The 26,992-nt window shown below is 69.3% G+C and carries 27 protein-coding genes; 10 read left to right on the forward strand and 17 right to left on the reverse strand.

Translation table 11 applies throughout. The features are described 5' to 3' along the window. Nucleotides 1-12: 12 nt before the first annotated feature. From rnc to fakA, 9 genes are all read right to left on the reverse strand, one after another. Nucleotides 13-786 carry a ribonuclease III gene (rnc, locus tag Q5696_RS14380; RefSeq protein ID WP_305091999.1) on the reverse strand — a complete coding sequence of 258 codons (774 nt, stop codon included), beginning with the start codon at nucleotides 784-786 and terminating at the stop codon, nucleotides 13-15. 16 nt (nucleotides 787-802) lie between these two features. Then, nucleotides 803-985: a 50S ribosomal protein L32 gene (rpmF, locus tag Q5696_RS14385; RefSeq protein ID WP_305092000.1), complete on the reverse strand. Its 183-nt coding sequence runs from the start codon at nucleotides 983-985 to the stop codon at nucleotides 803-805. A gap of 2 nt (nucleotides 986-987) precedes the next feature. Next, nucleotides 988-1,554: a YceD family protein gene (locus Q5696_RS14390; protein WP_305092001.1), complete on the reverse strand. Its 567-nt coding sequence runs from the start codon at nucleotides 1,552-1,554 to the stop codon at nucleotides 988-990. 153 nt (nucleotides 1,555-1,707) lie between these two features. Then, complete coding sequence (locus tag Q5696_RS14395; protein WP_305092002.1) at nucleotides 1,708-2,463, reverse strand: DivIVA domain-containing protein; 756 nt, start codon at nucleotides 2,461-2,463, stop codon at nucleotides 1,708-1,710. A 92-nt stretch (nucleotides 2,464-2,555) separates the two neighbouring features. Next, nucleotides 2,556-3,050: a pantetheine-phosphate adenylyltransferase gene (gene coaD / locus Q5696_RS14400; RefSeq protein WP_305092003.1), complete on the reverse strand. Its 495-nt coding sequence runs from the start codon at nucleotides 3,048-3,050 to the stop codon at nucleotides 2,556-2,558. Beyond that, nucleotides 3,047-3,613, reverse strand: coding sequence for a 16S rRNA (guanine(966)-N(2))-methyltransferase RsmD (gene rsmD, locus Q5696_RS14405; RefSeq protein ID WP_305092004.1), 567 nt, complete (start codon nucleotides 3,611-3,613; stop codon nucleotides 3,047-3,049). The genes coaD and rsmD overlap by 4 nt, the downstream gene beginning before the upstream one ends. A 27-nt stretch (nucleotides 3,614-3,640) precedes the next feature. Next, a complete protein-coding gene (locus Q5696_RS14410) occupies nucleotides 3,641-7,048 on the reverse strand; it encodes a pyruvate carboxylase (protein ID WP_305092005.1) in 3,408 nt (1,135 codons plus the stop codon). Nucleotides 7,049-7,203: 155 nt separating this feature from the next. Further along, entirely contained in the window at nucleotides 7,204-9,459 is a 2,256-nt protein-coding gene (gene recG, locus Q5696_RS14415) for an ATP-dependent DNA helicase RecG (RefSeq protein WP_305092006.1), read from the reverse strand. Nucleotides 9,460-9,481: 22 nt separating this feature from the next. Next, nucleotides 9,482-11,140, reverse strand: coding sequence for a fatty acid kinase ATP-binding subunit FakA (gene fakA, locus Q5696_RS14420; RefSeq protein ID WP_305092007.1), 1,659 nt, complete (start codon nucleotides 11,138-11,140; stop codon nucleotides 9,482-9,484). Between the two features lie 322 nt (nucleotides 11,141-11,462). Between fakA and rpmB the strand changes: the two genes are divergently transcribed. Together rpmB and Q5696_RS14430 are read left to right on the forward strand one after the other, a co-directional pair. Further along, the gene (gene rpmB, locus Q5696_RS14425) at nucleotides 11,463-11,654 is read left to right on the forward strand and encodes a 50S ribosomal protein L28 (protein WP_305092008.1); all 192 of its coding nucleotides are present in this window, start codon (nucleotides 11,463-11,465) and stop codon (nucleotides 11,652-11,654) included. Nucleotides 11,655-11,809: 155 nt separating this feature from the next. Then, nucleotides 11,810-12,604 carry an enoyl-CoA hydratase/isomerase family protein gene (locus Q5696_RS14430; protein ID WP_305092009.1) on the forward strand — a complete coding sequence of 265 codons (795 nt, stop codon included), beginning with the start codon at nucleotides 11,810-11,812 and terminating at the stop codon, nucleotides 12,602-12,604. Between the two features lie 57 nt (nucleotides 12,605-12,661). Here Q5696_RS14430 and Q5696_RS14435 read toward each other — a convergent pair whose 3' ends face one another. From Q5696_RS14435 to Q5696_RS14445, 3 genes are read right to left on the reverse strand one after another with little or no spacing between them, the layout of a single operon-like run. Next, nucleotides 12,662-13,339 (reverse strand): uracil-DNA glycosylase, encoded by a 678-nt coding sequence (locus Q5696_RS14435; RefSeq protein WP_305092010.1) that lies wholly within the window; start codon nucleotides 13,337-13,339, stop codon nucleotides 12,662-12,664. Next, nucleotides 13,336-13,860: a gamma carbonic anhydrase family protein gene (locus Q5696_RS14440; protein ID WP_305092011.1), complete on the reverse strand. Its 525-nt coding sequence runs from the start codon at nucleotides 13,858-13,860 to the stop codon at nucleotides 13,336-13,338. The genes Q5696_RS14435 and Q5696_RS14440 overlap by 4 nt, the downstream gene beginning before the upstream one ends. Nucleotides 13,861-13,869: 9 nt before the next feature. Then, nucleotides 13,870-14,787 (reverse strand): thiamine-phosphate kinase, encoded by a 918-nt coding sequence (locus Q5696_RS14445; protein WP_370654937.1) that lies wholly within the window; start codon nucleotides 14,785-14,787, stop codon nucleotides 13,870-13,872. 218 nt (nucleotides 14,788-15,005) lie between these two features. Here Q5696_RS14445 and Q5696_RS14450 point away from each other — a divergent pair, with 218 nt between their 5' ends. Further along, on the forward strand, nucleotides 15,006-15,254 hold the full coding sequence (locus Q5696_RS14450) for an Lrp/AsnC ligand binding domain-containing protein (RefSeq protein ID WP_305092012.1): 249 nt from the start codon (nucleotides 15,006-15,008) through the stop codon (nucleotides 15,252-15,254). A gap of 1 nt (nucleotide 15,255) precedes the next feature. Continuing rightward, a complete protein-coding gene (locus tag Q5696_RS14455; protein ID WP_305092013.1) occupies nucleotides 15,256-15,852 on the forward strand; it encodes a DUF3515 domain-containing protein in 597 nt (198 codons plus the stop codon). A 31-nt stretch (nucleotides 15,853-15,883) separates the two neighbouring features. Here the strand turns inward: Q5696_RS14455 and Q5696_RS14460 are convergent, their stop codons facing one another. Beyond that, nucleotides 15,884-16,990 (reverse strand): D-alanine--D-alanine ligase family protein, encoded by a 1,107-nt coding sequence (locus Q5696_RS14460; RefSeq protein ID WP_305092014.1) that lies wholly within the window; start codon nucleotides 16,988-16,990, stop codon nucleotides 15,884-15,886. A 75-nt stretch (nucleotides 16,991-17,065) separates the two neighbouring features. Then, nucleotides 17,066-18,064, reverse strand: coding sequence for an NAD(P)H-dependent glycerol-3-phosphate dehydrogenase (locus Q5696_RS14465; protein WP_305092015.1), 999 nt, complete (start codon nucleotides 18,062-18,064; stop codon nucleotides 17,066-17,068). A gap of 137 nt (nucleotides 18,065-18,201) precedes the next feature. Between Q5696_RS14465 and cofC the strand changes: the two genes are divergently transcribed. From cofC to Q5696_RS14480, 3 genes are read left to right on the forward strand one after another with little or no spacing between them, the layout of a single operon-like run. Continuing rightward, nucleotides 18,202-18,921, forward strand: coding sequence for a 2-phospho-L-lactate guanylyltransferase (cofC, locus tag Q5696_RS14470; RefSeq protein WP_305092016.1), 720 nt, complete (start codon nucleotides 18,202-18,204; stop codon nucleotides 18,919-18,921). Between the two features lie 51 nt (nucleotides 18,922-18,972). Further along, nucleotides 18,973-21,198 carry an RNA degradosome polyphosphate kinase gene (locus tag Q5696_RS14475; RefSeq protein ID WP_305092017.1) on the forward strand — a complete coding sequence of 742 codons (2,226 nt, stop codon included), beginning with the start codon at nucleotides 18,973-18,975 and terminating at the stop codon, nucleotides 21,196-21,198. Between the two features lie 38 nt (nucleotides 21,199-21,236). Continuing rightward, nucleotides 21,237-22,202 carry an NUDIX hydrolase gene (locus Q5696_RS14480; RefSeq protein WP_305092018.1) on the forward strand — a complete coding sequence of 322 codons (966 nt, stop codon included), beginning with the start codon at nucleotides 21,237-21,239 and terminating at the stop codon, nucleotides 22,200-22,202. Nucleotides 22,203-22,314: 112 nt separating this feature from the next. Here Q5696_RS14480 and Q5696_RS14485 read toward each other — a convergent pair whose 3' ends face one another. The 3 genes from Q5696_RS14485 to leuC form a co-directional block, all read right to left on the reverse strand. After that, nucleotides 22,315-23,085, reverse strand: coding sequence for an HU family DNA-binding protein (locus Q5696_RS14485; RefSeq protein ID WP_305092019.1), 771 nt, complete (start codon nucleotides 23,083-23,085; stop codon nucleotides 22,315-22,317). Nucleotides 23,086-23,252: 167 nt separating this feature from the next. Then, nucleotides 23,253-23,864, reverse strand: a complete 612-nt coding sequence (leuD, locus tag Q5696_RS14490) for a 3-isopropylmalate dehydratase small subunit (RefSeq protein ID WP_305092020.1) — start codon at nucleotides 23,862-23,864, stop codon at nucleotides 23,253-23,255. Between the two features lie 26 nt (nucleotides 23,865-23,890). Next, nucleotides 23,891-25,324 (reverse strand): 3-isopropylmalate dehydratase large subunit, encoded by a 1,434-nt coding sequence (gene leuC / locus Q5696_RS14495; protein ID WP_305092021.1) that lies wholly within the window; start codon nucleotides 25,322-25,324, stop codon nucleotides 23,891-23,893. A gap of 121 nt (nucleotides 25,325-25,445) precedes the next feature. On the opposite strand from leuC, the gene Q5696_RS14500 reads away from it, so the two are divergent. From Q5696_RS14500 to Q5696_RS14510, 3 genes are all read left to right on the forward strand, one after another. Beyond that, nucleotides 25,446-26,147: an IclR family transcriptional regulator gene (locus Q5696_RS14500; protein WP_305092022.1), complete on the forward strand. Its 702-nt coding sequence runs from the start codon at nucleotides 25,446-25,448 to the stop codon at nucleotides 26,145-26,147. 89 nt (nucleotides 26,148-26,236) lie between these two features. Next, complete coding sequence (locus tag Q5696_RS14505) at nucleotides 26,237-26,740, forward strand: pyridoxamine 5'-phosphate oxidase family protein (RefSeq protein ID WP_305092023.1); 504 nt, start codon at nucleotides 26,237-26,239, stop codon at nucleotides 26,738-26,740. Between the two features lie 65 nt (nucleotides 26,741-26,805). Further along, nucleotides 26,806-26,973, forward strand: a complete 168-nt coding sequence (locus Q5696_RS14510; protein ID WP_305092024.1) for a DUF5302 domain-containing protein — start codon at nucleotides 26,806-26,808, stop codon at nucleotides 26,971-26,973. Nucleotides 26,974-26,992: the final 19 nt, after the last annotated feature.

Below are 26,992 nucleotides of genomic sequence, written 5' to 3' on the forward strand. Positions count from 1 at the left end.
TGCTCGGGTGCCCTAGCCCTGGACCGCGGGGTCGACGGGCTCCGCCGTGTCCGCCGAGCCGGCAGGTTCCGACAGCGCGCTCCACGCGGTGCTGGCTGCCTTCTGTTCGGCTTCCTTCTTGGAGCGGCCGACACCGACACCGAGGGGGGCACCGCCGACGAGGACCGTCGCGGTGAACTCCTTGTCGTGGTCGGGCCCGGTCGCCGTGATCTCGTACGCCGGCACACCGACACCGCGTTCGGCGGTCAGCTCCTGCAGACTCGTCTTCCAGTCGAGTCCGGCACCGAGCTTGGGAGCCCGGGTGAGCAGTTCCGCGAACAGGGTGAGCACGACGGTGCGTGCCGTGTCGATGCCGTGCTGCAGGTGGATGGCCCCGAGCAGCGACTCCATCCCGTCGGCCAGGATGCTCGGCTTGTCCCGTCCTCCGGTCATCTCCTCGCCCTTGCCCAACAGCAGGTGCGCGCCCAGCCCGCCCGGACCGAGACCGCGGGCGACCTCGGCGAGCGCATGCATGTTGACGATGCTGGCGCGGATCTTCGCGAGCTCACCCTCGGACTTCTCCGGGTGGGACAGGTACAGACGTTCGGTGATCGTGATGCCGAGAACCGAATCGCCGAGGAACTCGAGGCGCTCGTTGGTGGGCAGCCCGCCGTGCTCGTACGCGTACGAGCGGTGGGTGAGCGCCAACGTCAGCAGCGAATCGTCCAAGGAAACGCCGAGAGCGGCGAGGAGCGATCCGTGATCCTCCTCGCCGCCGGCGAGTGCTGTATTGCTTTTTCTGGTCACAGTGCCACTGAGCAGACTAAACCGCTGCGGTGACCTGACGGCCCTTGTAGGTGCCACACGACGGGCACGCGATGTGGGGCAGCGTCTGCTCGCCACAGCCACGGTTCGGGCAGGTGATGAGGGTGGGCGCAGTGGTCTTCCACTGGCTCCGCCGCGAACGCGTGTTGGAACGCGACATTCTGCGCTTGGGAACGGCCACGTCTACTTCTCCTCGTTGATCTTGCTGGCATCAGCAGTTGCATTGCTGGCGTCGGATCCTGCACCGAATTTGGCTGCGAGCCCAGCCCAGCGGGGATCCATTATTTCATGACCGTGCTCGGATCCGGCAATCGCCAGGCGAATACCGCATTCGGGGCACAATCCCTCACAATCGTCGCTGCACAGAGGCTGGAGCGGAAGCTCGAGTCCCACTGCATCGACGATCACCGGTTCGAGGTCGATCTCGTCGTCCACGATCCGGTAGACCTCGTCCTCCTCGGTGGTCTCCTCCGTGGCGCTGTTCGGGTACGCGAACAGTTCCGTGAGGTGAAGATCCACCGAGCCGTCGAACGGTTCGAGACACCGAGAGCACTCACCGACGAGGTCCGCGTGAACGGATCCCGTGACGAGCACACCCTCGGACACGGCCTCGAGCCGCAGATCGAATTCCACATCCGTACCCTCCTCGATCGCGACCAGGTCGAGACCGATGCGGGCGGGAGCCGGAACGACACGGGACACCGTACGCATCGAACCGGGGCTGCGCCCCAGCGAGAGCGTGTCCAACACGAAACCCTCGTCACGCGTCGGACGCGAGGACGAAGACTTGTGGCGATGCGATGACACGAGCGTTCACTTTCTTTGACGGAGATGGAACGGGCAACCACTCAACGGTACGCGACGGAGGCGCCCCGAGGGAAATCGACCGAAAGTCGGACCTGTTCAGCGGCGACTCTCGCCGTAGCCGGCGTCGTAGTCCGGCACACCGGTACCGGTCCGCAGCTGCTGCCGGCCCCGCCCGACCGACCGGATCGTGCCGTTCAGGAAGTCCTCGAACTCAGCGAGCTTGGTGTCGACGTAGAGGTCGCAGTCGGAACGCAACCGGTCCGATTCGGCGTGCGCGGCATCGATGACGCGCGTCGACTCCGCGTTGGCGGCCTGCACCACCTCGGCCTGCGACACCAGCCGCTGCTGTTCGGCGATACCGTCGGCGACGGACCGCTCGTACGCCACCTGGCCCGACTCGATCATCCGATCCGATTCGGCGCGCGCACGCGAGGTCAGCGTGTCGTACTCGCGCTGCCCGTCGGCGACGACCGCGTCGGCGTCCGCACGGGCGTCGTGCACCAGCTGGTCGGCATGGGCACGCGCCTCGGCGACCATCCGGTCGGCCTGCGCCTTGGCGTCGGCGAGGATGCGGTCGGCGTTCTCCCGTGCGTCCGTGAGCGTCTCGTGCGCTTCCGCGTTCGCCCGGCCGACGGTCTGCTCCGCATTGTGGCGGGCGTCGCCGACGAGCTTGTCCCGATGGTCGAGCACGTCCTGCGCGTCGTCCAGTTCGCCGGGAATCGCGTCCCGCACGTCGTCGAGCAATTCGAGGACGTCACCACGCGGTACGACGCATCCCGCGGTCATCGGAACTCCCCGCGCCTCCTCGACGATCGCGACAAGTTCGTCGAGTGCCTCGAATACCCGGTACACGCACAACCCCATTCGTCCGTTGCTTCGCTGGTGTCGGGAACCAGTCTGCCCCAGACCGGGCGGGTCGGTCGTCGCGCACGCCGGTGTGTCGGTCAGGAGTTGGCCGCGGCCCGTTCGGCGAGACGCGCCGTCAGGCGTGCGTGCACCTTCTCGGGCACCATGTCCGCGACGTCGCCACCGAAGGTCGCGACCTCCTTGACCAGGGAGCTGGACAGGAAGCTGTAGGTCGGGTTGGTGGGGATGAACAGCGTGTCGACGCCGGACAACTTCTGGTTCATCTGCGCCATCTGCAGCTCGTAGTCGAAGTCGTTGGCACCGCGCAGGCCCTTCACGATCGCCGAGATCCCTTGGGATTTCGCGTAATCCACGAGCAACCCGTACCACGATGCGACCCGCACGTTGGGCAGGTGCGCGGTGGCGTCCTCGAGCATCTCGATGCGCTCGTCGACGGTGAACAGCCCGCTCTTGCTCTTGTTGATCATGACGGTCACGACGACCTCGTCGAACAGCGCGGCCGCGCGGCCGATCACGTCCAGATGACCGTTGGTCACGGGGTCGAAGGATCCGGGGCAGACGGCACCAGTCATGAGTCGAGACCGTAGCAGGTGGCAATCTCGATCCTGGTCTCCCCGTAGCGCTTCACCCGGTCGGGGCGCATGCCGTCGGGCCACGTCGTCTCGGGCGAGCGGGACGAGCGTTCGACGGCGACGACGGTGCCCTCCCCCACCCAGCCGTGGGCGAGGAGATCGGCCAGTGCCGCGGTCACCGCGTCCTCCCCGAGCGCGTAGGGCGGGTCGGCGAGGACGATGTCGTACTCGCGGTCGGCGGTGACCGCCACGACCGACGCGACAGACGCCACGCGCACCACCGCGCCGGGCAGGCCGACAGCCGCCACGTTCGCCCTGACGACGGCGGCCGCCTTGGCGTCGGATTCGATGAGCAGCACGTGCTCGGCACCCCGCGACAGCGCCTCGAGCCCGAGGGCGCCGGAACCTGCGAACAGGTCCAGTACGGCGGCGCCCTCGAGCTCGATGCGGCTGTCGAGCGAGGAGAACAGGGCCTCCCGAACACGTTCGGACGTCGGTCGGGTCCCGCTCGCGGGCACCTTCAAACGTCGGCCACCGGCACGGCCGGCGACGATTCTCGTCACGGTGTCAGTCCTGTCCCTCGCTGGTCGTCACTCGTTGCCGGCGGTCTCCCGCGTCGACACGACGGCGAGGAGATCCCCGCCCTCGACCTGCGAGGTGCCGCCGATGGCAACCCGCGTGACGATACCGCCGCGCGGTGCTGTGATCGCTGCCTCCATCTTCATGGCCTCGATCGTGGCCACAGTGTCGCCGGCGGACACGGGCTGCCCCTCGGTGACGACGAGAGTCACGGCCCCGGCGAACGGCGCGGCGATGTGACCGGGGTTGTTCTTGTCGGCCTTCTCGGCGGCCGGCACCTCGCTGGCGATGGAGCGGTCGCGCACCGAGACGGGACGCAGCTGCCCGTTGAGGATGCACATGACGGTGCGGTAGCCGCGCTCGTCGGGTTCGGAGATCGCTTCGAGACCGATGAGCAGTTCGACACCCTTGCCGAGCTTGACGCGGTGTTCCTCGTCGCGGCGCAGGCCGTAGAAGAACTGGTTGGCCGACAGCTGCGACGTGTCGCCGTACGTGTTGCGGTGCTCCTCGAACTCCTTGGTGGGGCCGGGGAACAGCAGCCGGTTGAGGGTCGCCTGACGTTCCTTCGACGTGCCCGCCAGCCCCTTCTCGTCCTCCGCGGTCAGCGGGGTCTCCGGTTTGGCGGCACCGCGACCCTCGAGGGCCTTGCTGCGGAACGGTTCGGGCCAGCCGCCGGCGGGGGTGCCGAGCTCGCCGCGCAGGAATCCGACGACGGAGTCGGGGATGTCGAATTTCTCCGGTTCCGAAGCGAATTCGTCGGCCGGGACGTCCGCGCCGACCAGGTGCAGCGCCAGGTCTCCGACGACCTTCGACGACGGGGTGACCTTGATCAGGCGTCCGAGCATGCGGTCGGCGGCGGCGTACTTGGCCTCGACCTCCTCGAAGCGGTCACCGAGGCCGAGCGCGATGGCCTGCTGCCGCAGGTTCGACAGCTGGCCGCCCGGAATCTCGTGGGTGTAGACGCGTCCGGTGGGGGCAGGAATACCGGACTCGAAGGGGGCGTACACCTTTCGCAGCGCCTCCCAGTACGGTTCCAGATCGCACACGGCCTGCAGGTCGATGCCGGTGTCCCATTCGCTGTGCGCGGCGGCCGCGACGATCGCGGACAGGGCGGGCTGACTGGTGGTGCCGGACAACGGGGCGGACGCGCCGTCGACGGCGTCGGCCCCGGCCTGCCACGCGGCGAGGTAGGTGGCGAGCTGCCCGCCGGGGGTGTCGTGGGTGTGCACGTGTACCGGCAGGTCGAAGTTGGAGCGCAGCGCCGTGACCAGCTTGGTCGCGGCGGGGGCGCGGAGCAGCCCGGCCATGTCCTTGATGGCGAGGACGTGCGCACCGGCCTCGACGATCTGCTCGGCGAGCCGCAGGTAGTAGTCGAGGGTGTAGAGCTTCTCGTTCGGGTCGGCCAGGTCGCCGGTGTACGACATCGCCACCTCGGCGACCGTGGTGCCGGTCTCGCGGACCGCCTCGATCGCGGGCCGCATCTGGTCGACGTTGTTGAGGGCGTCGAAGATCCGGAAGATGTCGATACCCGTGGCCGCGGCCTCGTCGACGAATGCGCGGGCCACCTTCTCCGGGTACGGGGTGTAGCCGACGGTGTTGCGGCCGCGCAGCAGCATCTGCAGGTTGATGTTCGGGATCGCCTCACGCAGCGCCGCGAGGCGGTACCAGGGGTCCTCGTGCAGGAACCGCAGCGCCACATCGTAGGTCGCGCCACCCCACGCCTCGATCGACAGCAGCTCGGGCGTCATCCGGGCGACGTGTCCGGCGACGTCGAGCAGACCGGACGTCCGCACCCGGGTCGCGAGCAGCGACTGGTGCGCGTCGCGGAACGTGGTGTCGGTGACCGCGAGCGCCTTCTGCTCGCGCAGCGACTTCGCGAAGCCCTCGGGGCCGAGTTCGAGGAGCCGGTCCCGCGAGCCCTTCGGCGGCGCGACCGTGAGATCGAGCTTCGGCAGCTTGTCGTGCGGGTACACGGTGGTGGGGCGGGCACCGTGCGGCTTGTTGACCGTCACGTCCGCGAGGTAGTTCAGGATCTTGGTGCCGCGGTCGGCGGAGCTGCGCAGGGTGAGCAGTTCGGGGCGCTGCTCGATGAACGACGTCGTCACCCGGCCTGCCCGGAAGTCGGGGTCGTCGAGAACCGCCTGCAGGAACGGGATGTTCGTGGAGACGCCGCGGATACGGAACTCGGTGACGGCACGCCGGGCGCGCGCGATCGCGGCCTCGAGGGTCCGGCCGCGGCAGGTCAGCTTGACGAGCATCGAGTCGAAGTGGGCACCGACCTCGGCGCCGAGGTTCGCGCCGCCGTCCAACCGGACGCCCGCACCACCGGGGGTGCGGTAGCCGGTGATCCGGCCGGTGTCCGGGCGGAAGCCGTTGGCCGGATCCTCGGTGGTGATGCGGCACTGCAGCGCGGCGCCGCGGATCGTGATCGTGTCCTGGCTCAGGCCGAGGTCGGCGAGGGTCTCGCCCGCGGCGATCCGCAGCTGCGCCTGCACCAGGTCGACGTCGGTGATCTCCTCGGTGACCGTGTGCTCCACCTGGATACGCGGGTTCATCTCGATGAACACGTGGTTGCCGCGGGTGTCGAGGAGGAACTCGACGGTGCCCGCACAGCGGTAGCCGATCTGCTTCGCGAACGCGACCGCGTCGGCGCAGATCCGATCCCGCAGTTCCGGATCGAGATTCGGCGCCGGCGCGAGCTCGATCACCTTCTGGTGGCGGCGCTGCACCGAGCAGTCGCGCTCGAACAGGTGGATGACGTTGCCCTCGCCGTCGGCGAGGATCTGTACCTCGATGTGCCGCGGGTCGACCACGGCCTGCTCGAGGAACACCGTCGGATCGCCGAACGCCGACTCCGCCTCCCGCGACGCCGCCTCGATCGCCTCCCGCAACTGGCCGCGCTCGGCGACCCGTCGCATACCGCGGCCGCCGCCACCGGCGACGGCCTTGACGAAGATCGGGAACTCCATGTCCTCGGCGGCCGCGAGCAGCGCCTCGACGTCCGAGGACGGCTCCGACGACGCCAGCACCGGCAGGCCCGCCGCCTTCGCCGCCGCGATCGCCCGCGCCTTGTTGCCGGTCAGCTCCAGCACCTCGGCGGACGGGCCGACGAACGTGATGCCCGCTGCCTCGCACGCGGCTGCCAGGTCCGGATTCTCGGACAGGAACCCGTAACCGGGGTAGATCGCGTCCGCGCCCACCTTCCGCGCCGCCGACACGATCTCCTCGACCGACAGGTATGCGCGGACCGGATGCCCGACCTCACCGATCTGGTAGGCCTCGTCGGCCTTCAACCGGTGGACCGAGTTGCGGTCTTCGTACGGGAACACCGCCACCGTTCCGGCACCCAGTTCGTAGGCGGCACGGAACGCGCGGATCGCGATTTCGCCGCGGTTGGCGACGAGGACTTTGGTGAACATGGCAAGGAAACTACAGCGTTCCCCGCCGATTCGCCGGGCCACCCCCGACCCGAAACCGAGACTTAACAAACTTCACAAACGACACCTCTGACGTGCGAAATTGGCAAGTTTGCAAACCGGAGAAGAAGTGCCCAGCACAGCGGCTCGCGCGGCCGTCAGGACTTCTCCAGATACTCCAGGCTCCGCGGGTCGAGTGCCGCACCCGTCATCGCCGCCAGCCCCGGATGCCCCGTGAGGTCCGGGTCCACGTCGACGATCCGCCGCGCGAACTCGCGCGCCGCCTCGATGACGTCCTCGTGTTCGAGCAACGACAGCAACCGGAGCGTCGTCGCCTTCCCCGACTGCGCCTTGCCGAGCACGTCGCCCTCGCGTCGCTGCCGCAGATCGAGCTGCGCCAGCTCGAAACCGTCGTTGGTGCCGGCGACCGCGGTGAGCCGCTGGTAGGTGGGCGACTCCGGCATCGCGTCGGTGACGAGGATGCACAGCCCCTGATGGCTGCCGCGACCGACACGGCCCCGGAGCTGGTGGAGCTGGCTCACCCCGAACCGGTCGGCGTCGACGATCACCATGACGGTCGCGTTGGGGACGTTGACACCGACCTCGACGACCGTGGTGCACACCAGGACGTCGATCCCACCGGCCGTGAAATCGCGCATCACGGCGTCCTTCTCGTCCGACGGCAGCCGCCCGTGCAACAGCCCCACCCGCAGGTCCCGCATCGGTCCCGCGCGCAGCTGGTCGAACAGATCCACCGCGGACGTCGTCTCGGGCGGCTCCTTACCGGACTTGACGAGGTCCTCCTCGCTCTGCCCGTCCCCGATCCGCGAGCACACCACGTACGCCTGACGTCCGCTCGCGACGTCCTCGCGGATACGTTCCCAGGCCCGGGCCACCCACTGCGGTTTCTGCCGGGCGGGGACGACGTTGCTCACGATCGGCGAGCGACCGTGCGGCAGCTGCCGCAGGGTCGACGTCTCGAGGTCCCCGAGGACCGTCATCGCGATCGTGCGCGGGATGGGGGTGGCGGTCATGACCAGCAGGTGCGGGCTCAGCCCCTCCCGCGCCCGCCTGCGGAGTTCGTCACGCTGTTCGACACCGAACCGGTGCTGTTCGTCGACGACGACGAAACCCAGGTCGAAGAAGTGCACGTTGTCCTGGATCAGCGCGTGGGTGCCGATGACGATGCCGGCGTCGCCGGTGACGATCTCGTTCAGTGCCGTCCGCCGCTGGGCGGTGGGCATCGAGCCGGTCAGCAGCGTCACCCGCGTGGCCACCTCGGCGGCTCCGAGTTCCCCCGCGGCCCCGAGCGGTCCGAGCATCTCCCGTAGCGACCGGGCATGTTGGGCGGCAAGCACTTCCGTCGGAGCGAGCAGCGCACACTGGTAGCCGGCGTCGACGGCCTGCAGCATCGCCCGCAGCGCGACGATCGTCTTGCCCGACCCCACCTCACCCTGCAGGAGCCGGTTCATCGGGTGCGGGTCCGTAAGATCGGCGGCGATCTCGCGGGCCACCTCCTGCTGTCCCTCGGTCAGCTCGAACGGCAGCTGCCGGTCGAACGCCGCCGCCAACCCGTCCGGCTTCGGCGGGCACTGCGGCGCCACCCGCAGCGCGGCGTCCCGGCGGCGCTGCGCGAGCACCAACTGCAGGGCGGCCGCCTCGTCGAACCGCAACCGTTCCTGCGCGCGGCCGATGTCGTCCCGGTGCTCGGGCAGGTGCACGAGCCGCAGCGCCTCGTCGAGACCGATCAGACCGTGTTCGTCACGCACGTCCGGCGGCAGCGGGTCGTCGACGACGTCGAGCTGGTCGAGGACCTGCCGCACGCACCGCAGCAGCGTCCAGCTCTCCACCTCCCGGGTGGCCGGATAGAGCGGGATCAGTTCCCGATCGAAGATCGACATGTCCACACCGTTCCCGGAATCCTTTGTGGCACGGGCCATTCCGGCCAGAGCTCCGGCACCGCGGACGTGGGCCATCGACACGACCTGGTCCTCTCCGTCGACGGCGTCCGGCAGGATCAGGTAACTCGGATGCGTCAGCCCCCACTTGCCGCGGAAGGTCTTGACGGTGCCCGAGAACATACCCTTGGCGCCCACCCGCACTGCATGTTTGACCTTGTGCGGGTTGAAGAACGTCACGTCGACGCTCTGCGACTCCGCCGCCAGCACCACCCGTAGCAGCTGGCCGCGGCGACTCTTCATGTTCACGACGTCGGCCTTGACGACCTTCGCGACGATCGTGACGTGCGAGCCCTCCTCGGGGTCCTTCTCGGTCAGCTCCCGCCCTTGGGAGGCGTAGCGGTGCGGGTAGTGCCGCAGCAGATCCTCCACCGTGTGGATGTCGAACGCGTCGACGAGAGCGTCGGCGTTCTTCGTGCCCAGCAGGTGGTCGAGGCGGTCGTTCAGCGTCGCCATCTCGTCACGTCCCTTCCGTCTTCTACTCGACCCCGAACTGGAGCAGGTCACAGCCCTGCCCACCGCGGTACACCATCACCTCGACACCCGGGTTCCGGGACGTGAGATGCTCGGCGATACGCTCCCCCAGTTCGTCGGTTGCCTTCTCCCCCAACAGGATCGTGACCAGTTCACCACCGGCGCGCAGCACCAGTTCGACGAGACGGCGCCCCGCCGTCCCGACATCGGGTTCGATGACGACGACCTCGTGCCCGACCAGGCCGAGACAATCCCCGGGTTCGCACGTGCCCACATAGGTGAGGGCCCGCTGATCGGCGATCCGCAACGATCCCCACCGTGTGGCCGCGGCAGCCTCGGACATCGAGTACGCGTCGTCGACACCGAGGCGGTCCGGGTCGTGGACCGCGAGCGCCGCGAGCGCCTGCACGGTGGAGGAACTGGGCAGGAACACCACGTCCCGGCCGTCGGCGCGGGCCTGCGCACCGACCGCGACGAGATCCGGGGCCGGCAACACGCCGTTGGGCAGCACCATCACGTCCCGCCGGCCGGTCCGCCGGATCGCGGCCAACAGATCCGCCCGCGTCACCGGCCCGTCCGCGCGCAGCACGTGCGCACCCTCCTGCGCGAACAGGTCGGCGGCGCCGTCGCCCGCGACGATCGACAGCACCGCTCGCGGCCCACGACCGGTCGTCGCCGTGCGGGTCGCATCGAGCACGAAGCACGTGATCCGCACGTCGGACAGCCGTCCGGCGACGAGACCCGCCTCGACCGCGGCACCGGCGTCCGCACAGTGCACGTGCACCGACCACGTCGCCGCCCCCTCGCGACCCCCTGCAGTGTCCCCGTGCCCGTCCCCGACGATGACGACCGAGTCGCCGATCTCCCCCAGCACCGTGCGCAGTACCGCGATCCGGTCGGCGTCGGTGTCGGAGACGAGGTACATCACCTCGTAGTCCTGCCCGGCGGCCTCGTGCGCCACCGGGCGATCCGTGCACACGGACTCGGCGTCGGCGACGTCGGGGCGACGGCGGGAGGCGAGGGGGGCCCGTTCCGGGGCCTGCCCGGTGACCACGTCGACGAGGGCGTCGAGGATCACCACCAATCCGCGGCCGCCCGCATCGACGACGCCGGCCGCGCCGAGCACGTCGAGCTGGGCCGGGGTGCGGCGCAGCGCGTCGGCCGCGGTGTCCGCGGCCGTCCGCACCAGAGCGGCAAGCGTGGCATCAGAGTCCGAGACGGCGGCCGAGACGGCGGCGAGCACCGTCACGATCGTGCCGTCCATCGGTCGGCTCACCGCCGCGAGGGCCAGCTCCGACGCGTATCGCAGCGCCGAGCGCAGGCCCGGCCCGTCGATTCGGCCGGGGTCCACCGAATCGGCTGTCCCCCGCGCGACGCCCCGCAGCACCTGGGACAGGATGGCCCCCGAGTTTCCCCGCGCGCCCGCGACCGCGCCGCGCGCGAGCGCGGACGCCACGACATCGGCGCCGTCGCCGTCCACGGTGTCCGCCGCACGCACGGCCGCGCGCATCGTCGCGAGCAGATTGGTCCCGGTGTCGGCGTCCGGGACCGGGAAGACGTTGAGGTCGTTGATCTCGGCGCAGTGCTCGTCGAGGCCCGCGACACAGGCGTGGGCCCACCGGCGCAGCGCCGGGCCGTCGATGGCATCCGGGGCTTCGAGCACTCGCCTGTCCTTACTCTCTGGACTCTTTCCGATCGACCGTGCGGCGACCGTTCTCGGGGCATGCACCGACCGAGCCGATCCCGCCGGCCAGCCTAGCCGCGGGCCCCGACAGACCCGGCGCTCACACGATCCGCGCGAACGGGTACGGTCGATACCGTCTTCGACGCGGTTCGGCCTCGATTTCGTTCCTGGAAACGACGATTTGGCCAATCGAACCGCGAGCGGTTATCCTTGTCGGGTTGCCTCGCACCAGCGACTCTGTCGCCTGTGTTCGAAGGCACCGCACAAGACAATGTTTGACTATCACAAGGAGTTCGCGACTATGGCTGCCGTCTGCGACGTTTGCGCCAAGGGCCCCGGCTTCGGTAAGTCGGTCTCGCACTCGCACCGGCGCACCAATCGTCGCTGGAACCCGAACATCCAGACCGTTCGCGCTCAGGTTGCCCCGGGCAACACCAAGCGACTGAATGTCTGCACCTCGTGCCTGAAGGCCGGCAAGGTCCTCCGCGGCTGATCTGCCCCGGCACACGTTCTCGACGGAACCCCCGAACATTCCGGTGTTCGGGGGTTCCGTCGTCTCCGGGGACCCGGTCCCGTACCGGCCCGGTGAACGCCGCTGGATGGGACGGGTGACCGATGCGTACCGGCCCGCCCGCTACTGTGCTCCACGTGACTGCAACAGACGCCCCCAGCAATGTCCGGATCGAGGACGGTGTCCTGCGCATCGCCGTGTCGACGGCCGCCAACGGAACCTCCCTCGACGTCGACGGACTCGCCGACGCCACCGCCGCACTGCGTGATCTCGACGCCGATGTCCGCGCGGTGCTGCTCGTCGGTGACGGCGGAAACTTCTGCGCAGGCGGCAACGTCCACGCGTTCGCGGCCGCCGAGAACCGTAGCGAGTACGTCGGGCAGATCGCGTCCGCGTTCCACGAGTTCGTACGTGCCCTCGACGCCACGACGCTGCCCGTCGTCGCCGCTGTCCACGGCTGGGCCGCCGGCGCCGGGATGAGCATCGTGTGCCTCTCCGACATCGCGATCGGCGGCACCTCCACCAAGCTGCGACCCGCCTACCCGTCGATCGGTTACACCCCGGACGGCGGCATGTCGTGGACGCTGCCGCGTATCGTCGGCGCCTCACGGGCCCGCGAGATCCTCCTCACCGACGCAGTGCTCGGCGCCGACGAGGCAGTGCGGCTGGGACTGCTCAGCCGGATCGTCGAGGACGACCAGGTGCAGGACGAGGCGCTGCGGGTCGCCCGCACTCTAGCGGCCGGGCCGACCACGTCGTACACCGGGATCAAGACCCTGCTCGCGGGCAGCCGCGCCACCTCGCTGTCCGAGCAGCTCGACGCCGAGACCGCGTCGATCGCCGCAGCCGCCGACACCCCCACCGGCCGGGAGGGCGTCGACGCGTTCGTCGAGAAGCGCCGCCCCGACTGGAGCTCGGTCCGCGACGCCTGACACCGCACCACCGTCCCGGCCCGCCCCGTCCCGACCGGACGAGGCGGGCCGGTTCCGTCAGGTCAGGTGCCAGTCCACCGGCTCGCCGCCGCGTTCGGTGAGCAGCGCATTGGCGCGGCTGAACGGGCGGGAGCCGAAGAACCCGCGGGACGCGGACAGCGGTGACGGGTGCGCGGATTCGATCGTCGGGACGTCCCCGAGCATCGGTTTCAGGGTGGCCGCGTCGCGTCCCCACAGGATCGCGACCATCGGTGTGCCGCGGGCGACGAGTGCGCGGATCGCCTGCTCGGTCACCGCTTCCCAGCCTTTGCGGCGGTGCGATCCGGCATTCCCCGGCTCGACGGTGAGGACCCTGTTGAGCAGCAGTACCCCGTGCCGCGACCACGGGGTGAGGTCGCCGTTCGACGGGGTCGGGTAGCCGAGGTCCTGCGTGTACTCGGTGAAGATGTTGTTCAGGCTGCGCGGTACCGGTCGCACGTCGGGGGCCACCGAGAAGCTCAGTCCCACAGCATGTCCCGGGGTCGGGTACGGGTCCTGGCCGACGATGAGCACGCGGACGTCCGCGAACGGCTGCGTGAACGCGCGCAGCACGTTCTCGCCGGCGGGCAGGTAGCCGCGGCCGGCCGCGTTCTCGGCGCGCAGGAAGTCGCCCATGTCGGCGATGCGGTCCGCGACCGGTGCCAGGGCCTGCGCCCAACCCGATTCGACGAGGTCTCCGAGGGGTTTGCCCGTCATCGGTCGATCCGACGCAGCGCGTCCCGGTAGTACGCGGCGTTCGCCTGGTACAGCTTCACGTTCAGGTCGAGGTGTCCCTCCGGAACCTCGTAGCCCTCGCGCACCTTCGCGGGCACACCGAGCGCCATACTGCGCGGCGGCACCTCGAACTTGAACGGCACCACGGCGCCCGCACCGACGATCGACCCGGCACCGATCACGGAGCCGTTGAGCACGATCGACCCCGAGGCGACGAGACAGTGGTCGCCGATCTGTGCGCCCTCGATGTGCGCGTTGTGGCCGACGACACAGCCGGCGCCGATGACCGTCGCGTCGATCGACGTGCAGTGCACGACGGTGCCGTCCTGGATGTTGGTGCCGGCGCCGACGCTGATGGTGCCGTAGTCGCCGCGCAGGACCGCGCCGGGCCAGACCGAGGCGCCGGGGCCGAGGGTGACCGCACCGATCACGACCGCGTCGGGGTGGACATAGGCGTCCGGCGCAATGTCCGGTTCGCGTTCACCGAGTGCATAGATAGCCATGCGTGCAACCTATCCCGCGTCGAAGCTCTGCCAGCCGCCGGACGTCTGCCACCCGCGGCCGTCGACGAGGACGGCCGGGCCGTCCCCCGCCGCCACCACGTCGCCGATCGCCGTCCATCCCTCTGGCAGCGGGACGTCGGGCGGGAACGTCGCGGCGAGGGCGTGGTCCTCGCCGCCGGTGAGGATCCACTGCCACGGGTCGGCGTCCAGTGCGGTGGCCGCCTCGGCCAGGTCGGGGTCGAGGTCGAACGCCGTCCGGTCGAGACGGACACCCACGTTCGACGCCGCCGCGATGTGCCCGAGGTCGGCGATCAGCCCGTCCGAGACGTCGGTCATCGCGCTCGCCCCGGCGGCAGCCGCCGCGACCCCCCGCTCGTACGGCGGGGACGGCACCCGGTGGGCGTCGACGAGGTCCGCGAACCGCGACTCCGGCGCCCGGCCGGCGAGCAGGACAGCCAGCCCCGCCGCGGACCGGCCGAGGCGTCCCGCGACCGCGACGACGTCCCCGGCGCGCGCACCCGAGCGCAGCACCGGTGCCCGTCCTTCCAGATCCCCGAGAACGGTGACCGACACCACGATCCGATCGGACTGCACGAGGTCACCGCCGACGACGCCGGCACCGAGCGCCTCCGCCGCTCCACCGAGACCGTCCGAGATACCCGCCGCGACGGCGACCGGGGTGTCGGCCGGGCAGCCCAGGGACACCAGGAACGCCGTCGGCCGTCCGCCCATCGCGGCGATGTCCGCACCGTTCTGCGCCACCGCTTTTCGGCCCACCTGCTCGGGGGTCGACCAGTCGAACCGGAAGTGCCGGCCCTCGACGAGCATGTCCGCCGACACCGCGACCCGGCCGTCACCGGCCCGGACGAGGGCGGCGTCGTCGCCGGGGCCGAGCAGGGTCGTGGCGGGCTGCCGGCGTCCCCGCACGGCCCGCCCGATGACGGCGAACTCACCGGCCTGCGCAACGGTCCGGTCGGTGTCGTCCTGCGGTGCGCGCGCGGCGTCGATGATGTTCTCCTGGTGATGTCCGTGATGTTCGAGGGCGGGAAGTCGAGCGCTGGGTCGTTCGAGCAGCGGTCCGGTACTTTTAGATGCGGTGACTCTACCGAGGTGACGGTGCACGACGACGGGAAGGGACTTCACCCGTGGTGCAGGCTTTCGTACTGATCCAGACCGAGGTCGGCAAGGCCGCCGCGGTCGCGGCGACACTGTCCCGGATCCCCGGTGTCACTTCCGCCGAGGACGTCCTCGGTCCGTACGACGTGATCGCCCGCGTCGGCGCGCCCGCGCCCACCGGCGTCTCCGACATCGTCGACGACATGAAGAAGGTCCGGGGCATCACCCGCATCCTGACCTGCCAGATCGCGGCCCCCGCCGCACCGAACGAGAACTGAGATGGCCGAACCAGAACACCCTGCCCCCGTCCCGTCCGACACCGAGCACGCCGAGGTCCCCGAGAAACGGCATCCCGCCCTCATCGCGACGGCCGTCGCGCTTCCGGTGGCGCTCGTCATCGGCGTCGTCGTCGCCGCCGCGGTCGCGAACCGCACGCCGGTCCTCGAACCCGTGGGCCTGGGCCCTGTCGAAGCACCCGCGGCGGACTCCCCCGAATGCGGCACGCTGATGGCGGAACTTCCCGAGGAGCTCGGCGACTACACCCGTGCCGAACTGCGCGATCCGGCCCCCGAGGCGACCGCCGCCTGGCAGCAGGCCGAGGGTGATCCCGTCGTACTCCGGTGCGGTCTGCCGCGGCCACCCGAATTCGATCAGGCGTCGGCGCTCAATGTCGTCGACGGCGTGCAGTGGTTCGAGATCTCCGGCGCAGCGCAGGGCATCGACGCCAGCACGTGGTATGCCGTCGACCGCGGCGTGTACGTCGCCGTCACGATCCCGAACGGGTCCGGGCCGACGCCGTTGCAGGACGCGTCCGAGGCCGTCGCGCAGGTGCTGCCCGAGCAGCCGCTCGATCCGGCCCCGCTCCCCGGCTCGTAGGCACGTTCCGGGGCCGGGTTCCGGTGGTGGACTACCGGAGCCCGGTTCCCCGGGCCAGCGCCGTGTCGACCAGTGTGGACACCAGGTCCGCGTACTCGACACCGGCGGCCTGCCACATACGCGGGAACATCGAGATCGACGTGAAGCCGGGCATCGTGTTGATCTCGTTGATCACCGGACCGTCGGCGGTGACGAAGAAGTCGACGCGGGCCAGGCCCTGGCAGTCGAGGGCCCGGAACGCGCGCACCGCGAGCTCCCGGATCTGCTCGCTGACGTCGTCGTCGAGTCGGGCGGGAACATCGAACTCGCACACGTCGTCGAGGTATTTGGTGTCGAAGTCGTAGAACGCGGAGTCGTCGCCGTCGCTGTCCGGCATCCGGATCTCGGCGACCACACTCGCCCGGACGTCGCCGTCGGCGAACTCGAGCACACCGCACTCGACCTCCCGGCCGACGATCCCGGACTCCACGATCACCTTCGGGTCGTGCCGGCGGGCCTCCGCGATCGCCGCGTCGAGCTGCGCCCAGTCCGCGACGCGGGTGATCCCGATCGACGATCCGCCGCGTGCGGGCTTGACGAACACCGGCAGCTGCAGCTGTTGCTTCTGTTCCTCGGTGACCGTCGCGGTGCCCGGACGCAGCACCACCTGGAAGCCGACGGGCAGGCCCTCGGCGGCCAGCAGCTTCTTCGTGAACTCCTTGTCCATGCCGGCGGCACTCGCCAGCACCCCCGGCCCCACGTACGGAATGCCGGCGAGTTCGAGCAGGCCCTGGATGGTGCCGTCCTCGCCGTACGCGCCGTGCAGCACCGGGAACACCACGTCCACAGAGGCCAGCGCCTGCCCGGCACGGCCCTCGTCGAGTGCGACCAGCTCGCCGTCCCGGGTGGGGTCGGCGGTCAACGCCAGCGCGGTGCCGGACGCGTCGACCGTCGGCATCGACCGGTCCCGGATCGACAACGACTCCGGATCGGTGGAACCGAGAACCCACGCACCGTCCGTCGTGATCCCGACGGGGACGACGTCGTAGCGTTCCGGGTCGAGGTTCCTCAGAACACTGCCGGCGGACACACACGACACCGAATGCTCGTTACTGCGGCCGCCGAAGACGACGGCGACCCTGGTACGCGGATTGTTCACGCCCCAAACCGTACCGTCGCGGTGCCCGGGCAACCGAACCGACCGCAGGACCGGCGAACCGGTGTTCCGGACATCTCACTCCGGTTTGACGCGACGCCCCAGCAACATTCCGACCGCGTCGCGCACCGACATGCCCTCGTGGCACACCCGGTGCACGGCGTCGGTGAGCGGCATCTCGACACCGTGTGCGGCGGCGAGGGCCCGCACGGACGTGCACGATTTGACGCCCTCGGCGACCTGGCCGTTGGTGGCGGCCTGCGCGCTCTCGAGGGATCCGCCGCGGCCGAGTCGCTCACCGAAGGACCGGTTGCGCGACAGCGGCGACGTACACGTCGCGACGAGGTCACCGACACCGGCGAGGCCGGCGAGGGTGGCGGCGTTGGCGCCCAGGGCGACGCCGAGGCGGATGATCTCGGCCAGGCCCCGAGTGATGAGGCTCGCGATCGTGTTCTCCCCCAGACCGATGCCCGACGCCATCCCACAGGCCAGGGCGATCACGTTCTTGCACGCCCCACCGACCTCGCACCCGACCACGTCGGTGTTCGTGTAGGGGCGGAAATAACCTGTCGCGCAAGACTTCTGGACGGCCACGGCGCGGGCCTCGTCGGTGCACGCGACGACCGTGGCGGCGGGCTGCCCGAGCGCGATCTCGCGGGCCAGGTTCGGGCCCGACAGCACCGCCACCCGCGACGGATCCACCGCCGCCACCTGGGAGATCACCTCGCTCATCCGCAGCAGGGTGCCGCTCTCGATGCCCTTGGCCAGGCTCAGCAGTGTCGCGTCCGGACCGATCGACGGTGACCAGCGTTCGAGGTTGCCGCGCAACGACTGCGACGGGACCGCGAGCACGACGAGATCGGCACCGGCGAGCGCCCTCTCGTGGTCGACCGTCGCGGTCACCGTGGCCGGCAACGTGATCCCGGGCAGATAGTAGGGGTTCTCGTGTGTCGTGACGACAGCGTCGGCGACCTCCTCGCGCCGCGCCCACAACGTGACGTCGGTGCCCGCGTCCGCGAGCACCTTCGCGAACGCCGTCCCCCACGAGCCGGTCCCCAGCACTGCCGCCTTGGTCACGCCGGCTCCTCCCATCCGCTCACACCGTTCGCCGGCGGCCCGCACACACGCCGGCCGCTCGCCGAACACGATATCCCGAGCGCGGACGACGTCGCCGGTCGTGAGGCCCCGACACGGCGACTGGCAAGATTGCGCGCATGGACGCGGAGCACCGAGCCGGGCGGGCCGTGCACACGCACGTTCTCGTCGCGGTCAAGGAGTTGCGGGTGGCCAAGTCGCGCCTCGCCGACCATCTCTCCCCCGCCGACCGGGCCGCTCTGGTGACGGCGATGCTGCACGACACGCTGGACGTTCTCGCCGAGGCCGGTTTCGGTACCGCGCCCGGGTCGGGGGTGACCGTCGTCAGTCCCGATCCGGCGATCGCCGCGGTCGCCGCCGCGCACGGCGTCCGGCACGTCCCGGACCCGGGTCCCACGCCCACCGGCGGGTCCGGGCTCAACGCGGCGCTCGCCGCCACCGCCCGTGCCGTCCTGTCTGCAGGTTCGGGCGTCACCGATCTGGTGGCGTTGCAGGCGGATCTGCCGTCGCTGCGAGCGAGTGAACTGCACGATGCGCTCGCCGCCGCCCGCCGGGTCGGACGCGCGATCGTCGTGGACCACACCGGCACCGGGACGGCGGCCCTGTTCGCGTGTGGTCGCCCGCGCCGGCTCGATCCGCGGTTCGGGTCCGGTTCGGCGGCCCGGCACGTCGCGTCGGGTGCGGTCGCTCTGGACGGACGGTGGCCGGGTCTACGACAGGACGTCGACACGATTGCGGATCTCGCGGCGGTCGCCGGCCTCGGTCCCGGACCGCACACCCGCACGATCCTCGACCACATCGCGTGCACACCGGGTGTCGGGCAGCCGCCACCGCCGTGAACGACACGTGATCGATTGTCCCGCCTGGGATTCTCGAGGGATGATCGAGACGTGACCAACGGGAGAGCAGTCGAATCACGCACAGACATCGAATCGGCGGCCGAGGACGGTTCCGGTCCCGGGCACGGGAACCGCACCGGCGGTCCGGAGGGCGTGCACTCCCCGAACATCCCGACCCCGCCGCCTGCCGCCACCCCGACCGGCACCCCCGATGGTGGACTGCCGTCGGATCGTTACCTCAACCGGGAGCTGAGCTGGCTCGACTTCAACTCGCGGGTGCTGGCACTCGCCGAGGACTCCTCGCTCCCCCTGCTCGAGCGCGCGAAGTTCCTGGCGATCTTCGCTTCGAACCTCGACGAGTTCTACATGGTGCGGGTCGCCGGCCTCAAACGACGCGACGAAACCGGACTGTCCGTCCGTTCCGCCGACGGGCTGTCCCCGCGAGAACAGTTGGCGCTGATCGGCGCCCGGACGCAGGAACTGTCCGACAAGCACGCTCGGGTCTTCCTCGATGCGGTACGTCCGGCCCTGGCCGCGGAAGGCATCTCGATCATCGGCTGGGCCGATCTCGACGACACCGAACGCGCCCGGCTCTCGGCGCATTTCCACGAGCAGGTGTTCCCGGTCCTCACTCCGCTGGCCGTCGACCCCGCACACCCGTTCCCCTATATCAGCGGGCTGAGCCTGAACCTGGCCGTGACGGTGAAGGACGGGTCCACCGGCGGCGAGCACTTCGCCCGAGTGAAAGTGCCCGACAACGTCGATCGGTTCATGCGCGTCACCCGCACCGGCCATACGCCCGGCGCCGTTCCCGCATTCCTGCCCACCGAGGATCTCATCGCCGCGCACCTCGACGTCCTCTTCCCCGGCATGGAGGTGGTGGAGCATCACGCCTTCCGGGTCACCCGCAACGCCGACTTCGAGGTCGAGGAGGACCGGGACGAGGATCTGCTGCAGGCCCTCGAGCGGGAACTCGCGCGGCGCCGCTTCGGTTCACCGGTCCGCCTCGAGGTGGCCGACGACATGACCGAGCACATGCTCGAACTGCTGCTGCGCGAACTCGACGTCGATCCCAGCGACGTGATCCAGGTACCCGGCCTGCTGGACCTGTCGTCGCTGTGGCAGGTGTACGGCGTGGACCGGCCGAACCTCAAGGACACGCCGTTCGTCCCGGCGACGCATCCCGCGTTCGGGGAACGCGAAACCCCGAAGAGCGTGTTCTCGACGCTCCGCGACGGCGACGTCCTGGTACAGCATCCGTACGACTCGTTCTCGACGAGCGTGCAGCGGTTCATCGAGCAGGCCGCCGCCGACCCGCAGGTACTCGCGATCAAGCAGACGCTGTACCGGACGTCGGGTGACTCCCCGATCGTCAACGCGCTCGTCGCGGCCGCCGAGGCGGGCAAGCAGGTCGTCGCCCTGGTCGAGATCAAGGCCCGCTTCGACGAGCAGGCGAACATCAAGTGGGCGCGCAAACTCGAACAGGCCGGTGTCCACGTCGTGTACGGGCTCGTCGGGCTCAAGACCCACTGCAAGACGTGTCTGGTGGTCCGCCGCGAGGGGGCGACGATCCGCCGTTACTGCCACATCGGTACCGGCAACTACAACCCGAAGACCGCGCGCATGTACGAGGACGTGGGTCTGCTGACCGCGGCCCCCGAGATCGGCGCCGATCTCACGGACCTGTTCAACTCGCTCACCGGCTATTCGCGAAAGTCCCAGTACCGCAATCTTCTCGTCGCACCGTACGGGGTCCGGGCCGGCATCATCGCCCGGATCGACGCCGAGGTCGCGCACCGGCAGGCGGGTCGCGCGGCGGGTATCCGGATGAAGGCCAACGCGCTCGTCGACGAGCAGGTGATCGACGCCCTCTACCGGGCATCCCGGGCCGGGGTCCCGGTCCAGATCGTCGTGCGCGGCATCTGCGCCCTCAAGCCGGGAGTCCCGGGGTTGAGTGAGAACATCGAGGTCCGCTCGATCCTCGGCCGGTTCCTCGAACATTCCCGCATCATGCATTTCCGGGGTGCGAACGAGTTCTGGATCGGCAGCGCGGACATGATGCACCGCAACCTCGATCGCCGGGTCGAGGTGATGGCACAGGTCAAGGATCCGCGGCTGACCCGTCAGCTCGACGAGATCTTCGAGTCCGCGCTCGACCCGACCACCCGGTGCTGGGTGTTGCAGGCCGACAGCAGCTGGCAGGCTTCCCCGGCCCGCGGGGAGAAGGTGCGCGAGCACCAGGAAGAGATGATGCGCCGCCGCCGGGTGGGCGGTTGACGGCACCCGGCCCGTGGTCGACGGAAGGAACGATTCCCTTGAGCCCCCAGCATCCTCATCCCGACAACGCCGCGATCGACAAACCGGTCAAAGCCAATATTTTTGCGGCCGGCGCCGTGGTGTGGCGGAAATCTCCCGCGAATCCGTACGAGATCGAAATCGCTCTCATTCACCGTCCGCGGTACGACGACTGGTCGTTTCCCAAGGGGAAACTCGACCCCGGTGAAACCTCGATCGCCGCAGCTGTACGCGAAATTCGCGAGGAAACCGGGCTCGACGCACAATTGGGTCGATATTTGTCGGGTGTGACATACCCGATACCCGGGCATCGCAAACTGAAGAGAGTCGAGTACTGGGCGGCCGAGGCGGTCTCGGGAGAATTCGAGCCCAACGACGAGGTCGACGAGTTGCGCTGGCTGGCTCCGGATCTGGTACCCGACCAGCTCTCGTATCCGATGGACCGGACCATCCTGCGCCGGTTCGCACACCTGCCGCCCGACACGACGACGGTCCTGCTCGTCCGGCATGCGAAGGCCGGTAGCCGTAAGAAGTACAGCGGCGACGACACCCTCCGACCGCTCGAGAGCAAGGGCCGGATCCAGGCGGAAGCCCTTGTCCCGCAACTACTGGCCTACGGTGCGGTCGAGATCACGTCGGCGGATCGGACCCGGTGCATCCAGACCGTCGAGCCTCTCGCGGAGTCTCTCGGCGTGCCGGTACGCGTCGACCCACTGCTGTCCGAGGAGGGTTACGCCGCCGATCCGACGGCCGCCCGCGCCCGGATCCGCAAGATCGCCGCGCTCGGCGGCACTCAGGTGATCTGCAGCCAGGGCGGTGTCATTCCGGATCTGTTGCAGTGGTGGGCCGATCGTGACGGCGTGACGCTTCCACCGGCCCGGAACCGCAAGGCCAGCATGTGGGTGCTGTCGCTGTCGGGGGGCCGGTTGGTCGCCGCCGATCACGTCGACAGTCCGCTGCCCGTCGCCCGGAACACGAACCAGTAGTTCCGCGCCCCGAACACGAACTCGGCGGCCACGGGAATCGTCCCGTGGCCGCCGAGTTCGTTACGGAGTATCCCGTTCGACGCGAACGCCGCCACACCTGCTCACGCAGGAATCACTTACGGGCGGTGCGCTTCGCCGGAGCCTTCTTGGCTGCAGTCTTCTTGGCTGCGGTCTTGGCGGGAGCCTTGGCCGCAGTCTTCTTGGCTGCGGTCTTGGCCGGAGCCTTGGCCGCAGTCTTCTTCGCGACAGTCTTCTTGGCTGCGGTCTTGGCGGGAGCCTTGGCCGCAGTCTTCTTGGCTGCGGTCTTGGCGGGAGCCTTGGCCGCAGTCTTCTTGGCTGCGGTCTTGGCCGGAGCCTTCGCCGCAGTCTTCTTCGCCACGGTCTTGGCCGGAGCCTTGGCCGCAGTCTTCTTGGCTGCGGTCTTGGCCGGAGCCTTCGCCGCAGTCTTCTTCGCCACGGTCTTGGCCGGAGCCTTCGCCGCGGTCTTCTTCGCCACGGTCTTCTTGGCCGCAGCCTTCTTCGCCGCCGCAGTCTTCTTGGCCGCAGCCTTCTTCACGGGCTCGGCGGCACCGCGCTTGACGGCCGGGCCGCTGGACGGAAGCTTCTGTCCGCCCGCGATGAGCGCCTTGAACTGCGCACCCGGACGGAACGCCGGCACCGACGTCGGCTTGACCTTGACGGTCTCACCGGTACGCGGGTTGCGCGCGACGCGGGCCGCCCTACGACGCTGCTCGAAGACACCGAATCCGGTGATGGTGACGCTCTCGCCCGAGTGGACCGCACGCACGATGGTGTCGACGACGTGCTCGACAGCCTCGCTGGCAGTGCGCCTGTCCGTGCCCAATTTCTCGGTCAGAACATCGATCAGCTCTGCCTTGTTCATGGAAAATCCTCCGCAAACTTGTGGTCCACCGTCGGACCGACTATGACCTACGGTAAACCCGAAATCGGCAAGAGTCTATGTGCCACGGTGATTCTCACCAAAAGCGGCCCCCCGATCCAGTGTGGATCGAGGGGCCGCGCCGGTCACCTGTCAGGCGTCCGATTGTGTCAATTGTCGTTCGCGACTCGGGCGGGAAGAGTCTCAGGTTTCCATGAAGGCCTTGACTTTTCGAACTCCGAAATCGCTTCTACCTGGCGCAACGTGAGACCGATGTCGTCGAGTCCCTCGAGGAGACGCCAACGCGTGTAGTCGTCAATAGTGAAGCGCACCACGGTCGTTCCCGCGGTGACCGTCTTGGCCTCGAGGTCCACGACCAGTTCCAGTCCCGGCTGCTCCTCGAGCAGCTTCCACAGCATCTCGACGTCGGACTGCTCGACCTGAGCGGCGAGCAGTCCGGCCTTGCCGGCGTTGCCGCGGAAGATGTCGGCGAAGCGGGACGCGATGACGACACGGAAACCGTAGTCGGACAGAGCCCACACGGCGTGCTCGCGCGACGATCCGGTACCGAAGTCCGGTCCGGCGACCAGAACCGAACCCCGGTCGTACGGTGCGACGTTGAGGATGAACTCGGGGTCCGTACGCCATGCGGCGAAGAGTCCGTCCTCGAAACCGCTGCGGGTCACGCGCTTCAGATAGACGGCCGGAATGATCTGGTCCGTGTCCACGTTGGAGCGGCGCAGCGGAACACCGATTCCCTTGTGAGTGGTAAAGGCTTCCATCGTTTTTCTCCTAGTTCCCTTGCGCCCTATGCCAGATCTGCCGGTGCCGACAGCGTGCCGCGGACCGCGGTCGCCGCCGCGACGGCAGGAGAGACGAGGTGGGTTCGTCCGCCCTTTCCTTGGCGGCCTTCGAAATTGCGGTTCGACGTCGATGCCGAACGCTCGCCCGGCGCCAGCTGATCCGGGTTCATGCCGAGACACATCGAGCATCCCGCCTGCCGCCATTCGGCGCCCGCGGTGGTGAAGATCTCACCGAGGCCTTCCGCTTCGGCCTGCGCCCGCACCCGCATCGAGCCGGGCACGACCAGCATCCGGACGCCGTCGGCCACCTTCCGGCCCTTCAGGACGTCGGCCACAGCCCGCAGGTCCTCGATACGGCCGTTGGTGCACGAACCGACGAACACGGTGTCGACGGGGATCTCGCGCAGCGGGGTGCCCGGCTCCAATCCCATGTAGGACAGCGCCTTCTCCGCCGAGATCCGCTCGCCCTCGTCGGCGATGTCGGCCGGGTTCGGGACCGTGTCGCTCAGCGGCGCACCCTGACCGGGGTTGGTGCCCCACGTCACGAACGGGGTGAGCGACGCACCGTCGATGTGCACCTCGGCGTCGAACACGGCGTCGTCGTCGGTCTTCAGCTGCTCCCACGCAGCCACGGCGGCGTCCCAGTCGGCGCCCTGCGGGGCGTGCGGCCGTCCCTTGACGAACTCGTAGGTGATCTCGTCGGGGGCGATCATGCCGGCGCGAGCGCCCGCCTCGATCGACATGTTGCAGATCGTCATCCGCGATTCCATCGACAGTTTCCGGATGGCCTCGCCGCGGTACTCGATGACGTAGCCCTGCCCACCACCGGTGCCGATCTTCGCGATGACGGCGAGGATCAGGTCCTTGCTCGTGACCCCGGGCGCCAGTTCACCGTCGACAGTGACCGCCATCGTCTTGAACGGACGCAGCGACAGCGTCTGCGTGGCCATGACGTGCTCGACCTCGCTGGTGCCGATTCCCATTGCGAGAGCACCGAAAGCACCGTGCGTGGACGTATGGCTGTCGCCGCACACGACGGTCATACCCGGCTGGGTGAGGCCGAGCTGTGGGCCCACCACGTGGACGATGCCCTGGTCCAGGTCGCCCATGGGATGCAGCCGGACCCCGAACTCCTCGCAGTTCTTGCGCAGGGTGTCGACCTGCGTGCGCGAGACCGGATCGGCGATCGGCTTGTCGATGTCGACGGTGGGAACGTTGTGGTCCTCGGTCGCGATCGTCAGGTCCGGCCGGCGCAGCTTCCGGCCGGCGAGCCGGAGGCCGTCGAAGGCCTGCGGGCTGGTGACCTCGTGGACGAGATGCAGGTCGATGTAGATCAGGTCGGGTTGCCGCGCCGAGCCCTCTCCCTCACCGCGTACGACGACATGCTCGTCCCACACCTTCTCGGCCAGTGTCCGTCCTCTGTGAGCCATGTTCTCCACCTCTGCAATCTGCTTTGTCGCGCCGCCGGAATTCAGGGCTGACCCGTGTCGCGTGCTGTGTCGTTCCCACTGTCCCGCACCTCGGCTATGATCCCAACATGCGAGAAAGTAGTATCGGCCTATGAGACAGCATAGCGGCATCGGGGTACTCGACAAAGCAATGGGCGTGCTGCACGCAGTGGCCGAACAGCCGTGCAGTCTCACGGAACTGTGCACGCGAACCGGCCTGCCCCGCGCCACCGCCCACCGTCTCGCGGTGGGCCTCGAGGTGCACCGACTGCTCGCGCGCGACGCCGACGGACTGTGGTGCCCCGGCCCCGGACTGGCCGAGCTGGCCGCCAAGGCCACCGACACCCTCGTCGACGCCGCGGCACTCGTGCTCCCCCGGCTCCGCGACATCACCGGCGAGAGCGTCCAGCTGTACCGCCGCGAGGGCATCCAGCGGGTGTGCGTCGCCTCGGTGGAACCCCCGGCCGGCCTGCGTGACACCGTCCCGGTGGGGGCGCGCCTGCCCATGACGGCCGGCTCCGGTGCGAAGGTGCTCCTCGCCTGGGCCGATCCGCAGTTGCAGCGCACCGTGCTCCCGGAGGCGACGTTCGGTGAACGCGTCCTGGCCGAGGTCCGCCGCCGCGGGTGGGCGCAGAGCGCCGCCGAACGCGAAGCCGGCGTCGCGAGCGTCGCGGCGCCGGTACGGGACGCCGCCGGCACCGTCGTCGCCGCGATTTCGGTGTCGGGCCCGATCGACCGCATGGGACGCCGCCCGGGTGCCCGCTGGGCGGCCGACCTCCTGGCGGCAGCGGAGGCGCTCCACAAGCGGCTCTGACCCCGAGGGGACCCTGCCCGGCCACCCGGAACGTGATCCGTGGCACAGTCGTGCCCGAGAACGAATTCCAGCCGAGTGGAGGTAGTGCCGTGGGAACGAACCAGCGCGGTCAGATCACGATGACCGACGACGAGATCACCGAGTTCATCGAGCGCAGTCGCGTGTCCACGATGGCGACGGTCGGGCCGAGCGGCACCCCGCATCTGGTCGCCATGTGGTACGCGGTGATCGACGGCGAATTGTGGTTCGAGACGAAGGCCAAATCGCAGAAGGCCGTCAATCTCCGCCGCGACGACCGGATCACGATGATGATCGAGGACGGCCACACCTACGACACCCTGCGCGGCGTCTCCATCGAGGGCCGTGCCGAGATCGTCGACGACCCCGAAGCCCTGTTCAAGGTCGGGATCAGCATCTGGGAGCGGTACACCGGCCCGTACTCCGACGACGTCAAGCCGGCCGTCGAGATGATGCTGCACAAGCGAATCGCGGTGCGTGTGGTCCCCGATCGGGTCCGCTCCTGGGACCATCGCAAGCTCGGACTGCCCGCGATGCCGGTCGGCGGATCCACTGCAGCTTTCCTGCACTCGTAAATTCGGGCGACGAGTCCCCCGCTCGGCGGTACATTCCGACGTACCGACGAACGGAGGAGGACCCCGTGACCGATACCGGAACCGACGACATCAAACGCAAGTTCCGTGAGGCGCTGGATCGCAAGAATCACCAGCAGTCGAACGCTTCGGCCCATCTGGACGGGCAGTCGAAAGTGCACGACTCGCACGGCAGCGCCGACCACAAACGGGAGTTCCGCCGCAAGAGCGGATAGGGATCCGGAACTCGCCCCA

The sequence above is a fragment of the Prescottella sp. R16 genome, from assembly GCF_030656875.1.
Lineage (GTDB): Bacteria > Actinomycetota > Actinomycetes > Mycobacteriales > Mycobacteriaceae > Prescottella.

Excerpts from the sequence above, each read along its gene's own strand:
- coaD (WP_305092003.1), bottom strand. The coding sequence starts at position 3,050 with ATGACTGGTGCCGTCTGCCCCGGATCCTTCGACCCCGTGACCAACGGT.
- leuD (WP_305092020.1), bottom strand. The coding sequence starts at position 23,864 with ATGGAAGCCTTTACCACTCACAAGGGAATCGGTGTTCCGCTGCGCCGC.
- Q5696_RS14485 (WP_305092019.1), bottom strand. The coding sequence starts at position 23,085 with ATGAACAAGGCAGAGCTGATCGATGTTCTGACCGAGAAATTGGGCACG.
- Q5696_RS14435 (WP_305092010.1), bottom strand. The coding sequence starts at position 13,339 with ATGACGGGCAAACCCCTCGGAGACCTCGTCGAATCGGGTTGGGCGCAG.
- Q5696_RS14440 (WP_305092011.1), bottom strand. The coding sequence starts at position 13,860 with ATGGCTATCTATGCACTCGGTGAACGCGAACCGGACATTGCGCCGGAC.
- Q5696_RS14455 (WP_305092013.1), top strand. The coding sequence starts at position 15,256 with ATGGCCGAACCAGAACACCCTGCCCCCGTCCCGTCCGACACCGAGCAC.
- Q5696_RS14500 (WP_305092022.1), top strand. The coding sequence starts at position 25,446 with ATGAGACAGCATAGCGGCATCGGGGTACTCGACAAAGCAATGGGCGTG.
- rpmB (WP_305092008.1), top strand. The coding sequence starts at position 11,463 with ATGGCTGCCGTCTGCGACGTTTGCGCCAAGGGCCCCGGCTTCGGTAAG.
- Q5696_RS14410 (WP_305092005.1), bottom strand. The coding sequence starts at position 7,048 with ATGTTCACCAAAGTCCTCGTCGCCAACCGCGGCGAAATCGCGATCCGC.
- recG (WP_305092006.1), bottom strand. The coding sequence starts at position 9,459 with ATGGCGACGCTGAACGACCGCCTCGACCACCTGCTGGGCACGAAGAAC.
- cofC (WP_305092016.1), top strand. The coding sequence starts at position 18,202 with ATGGACGCGGAGCACCGAGCCGGGCGGGCCGTGCACACGCACGTTCTC.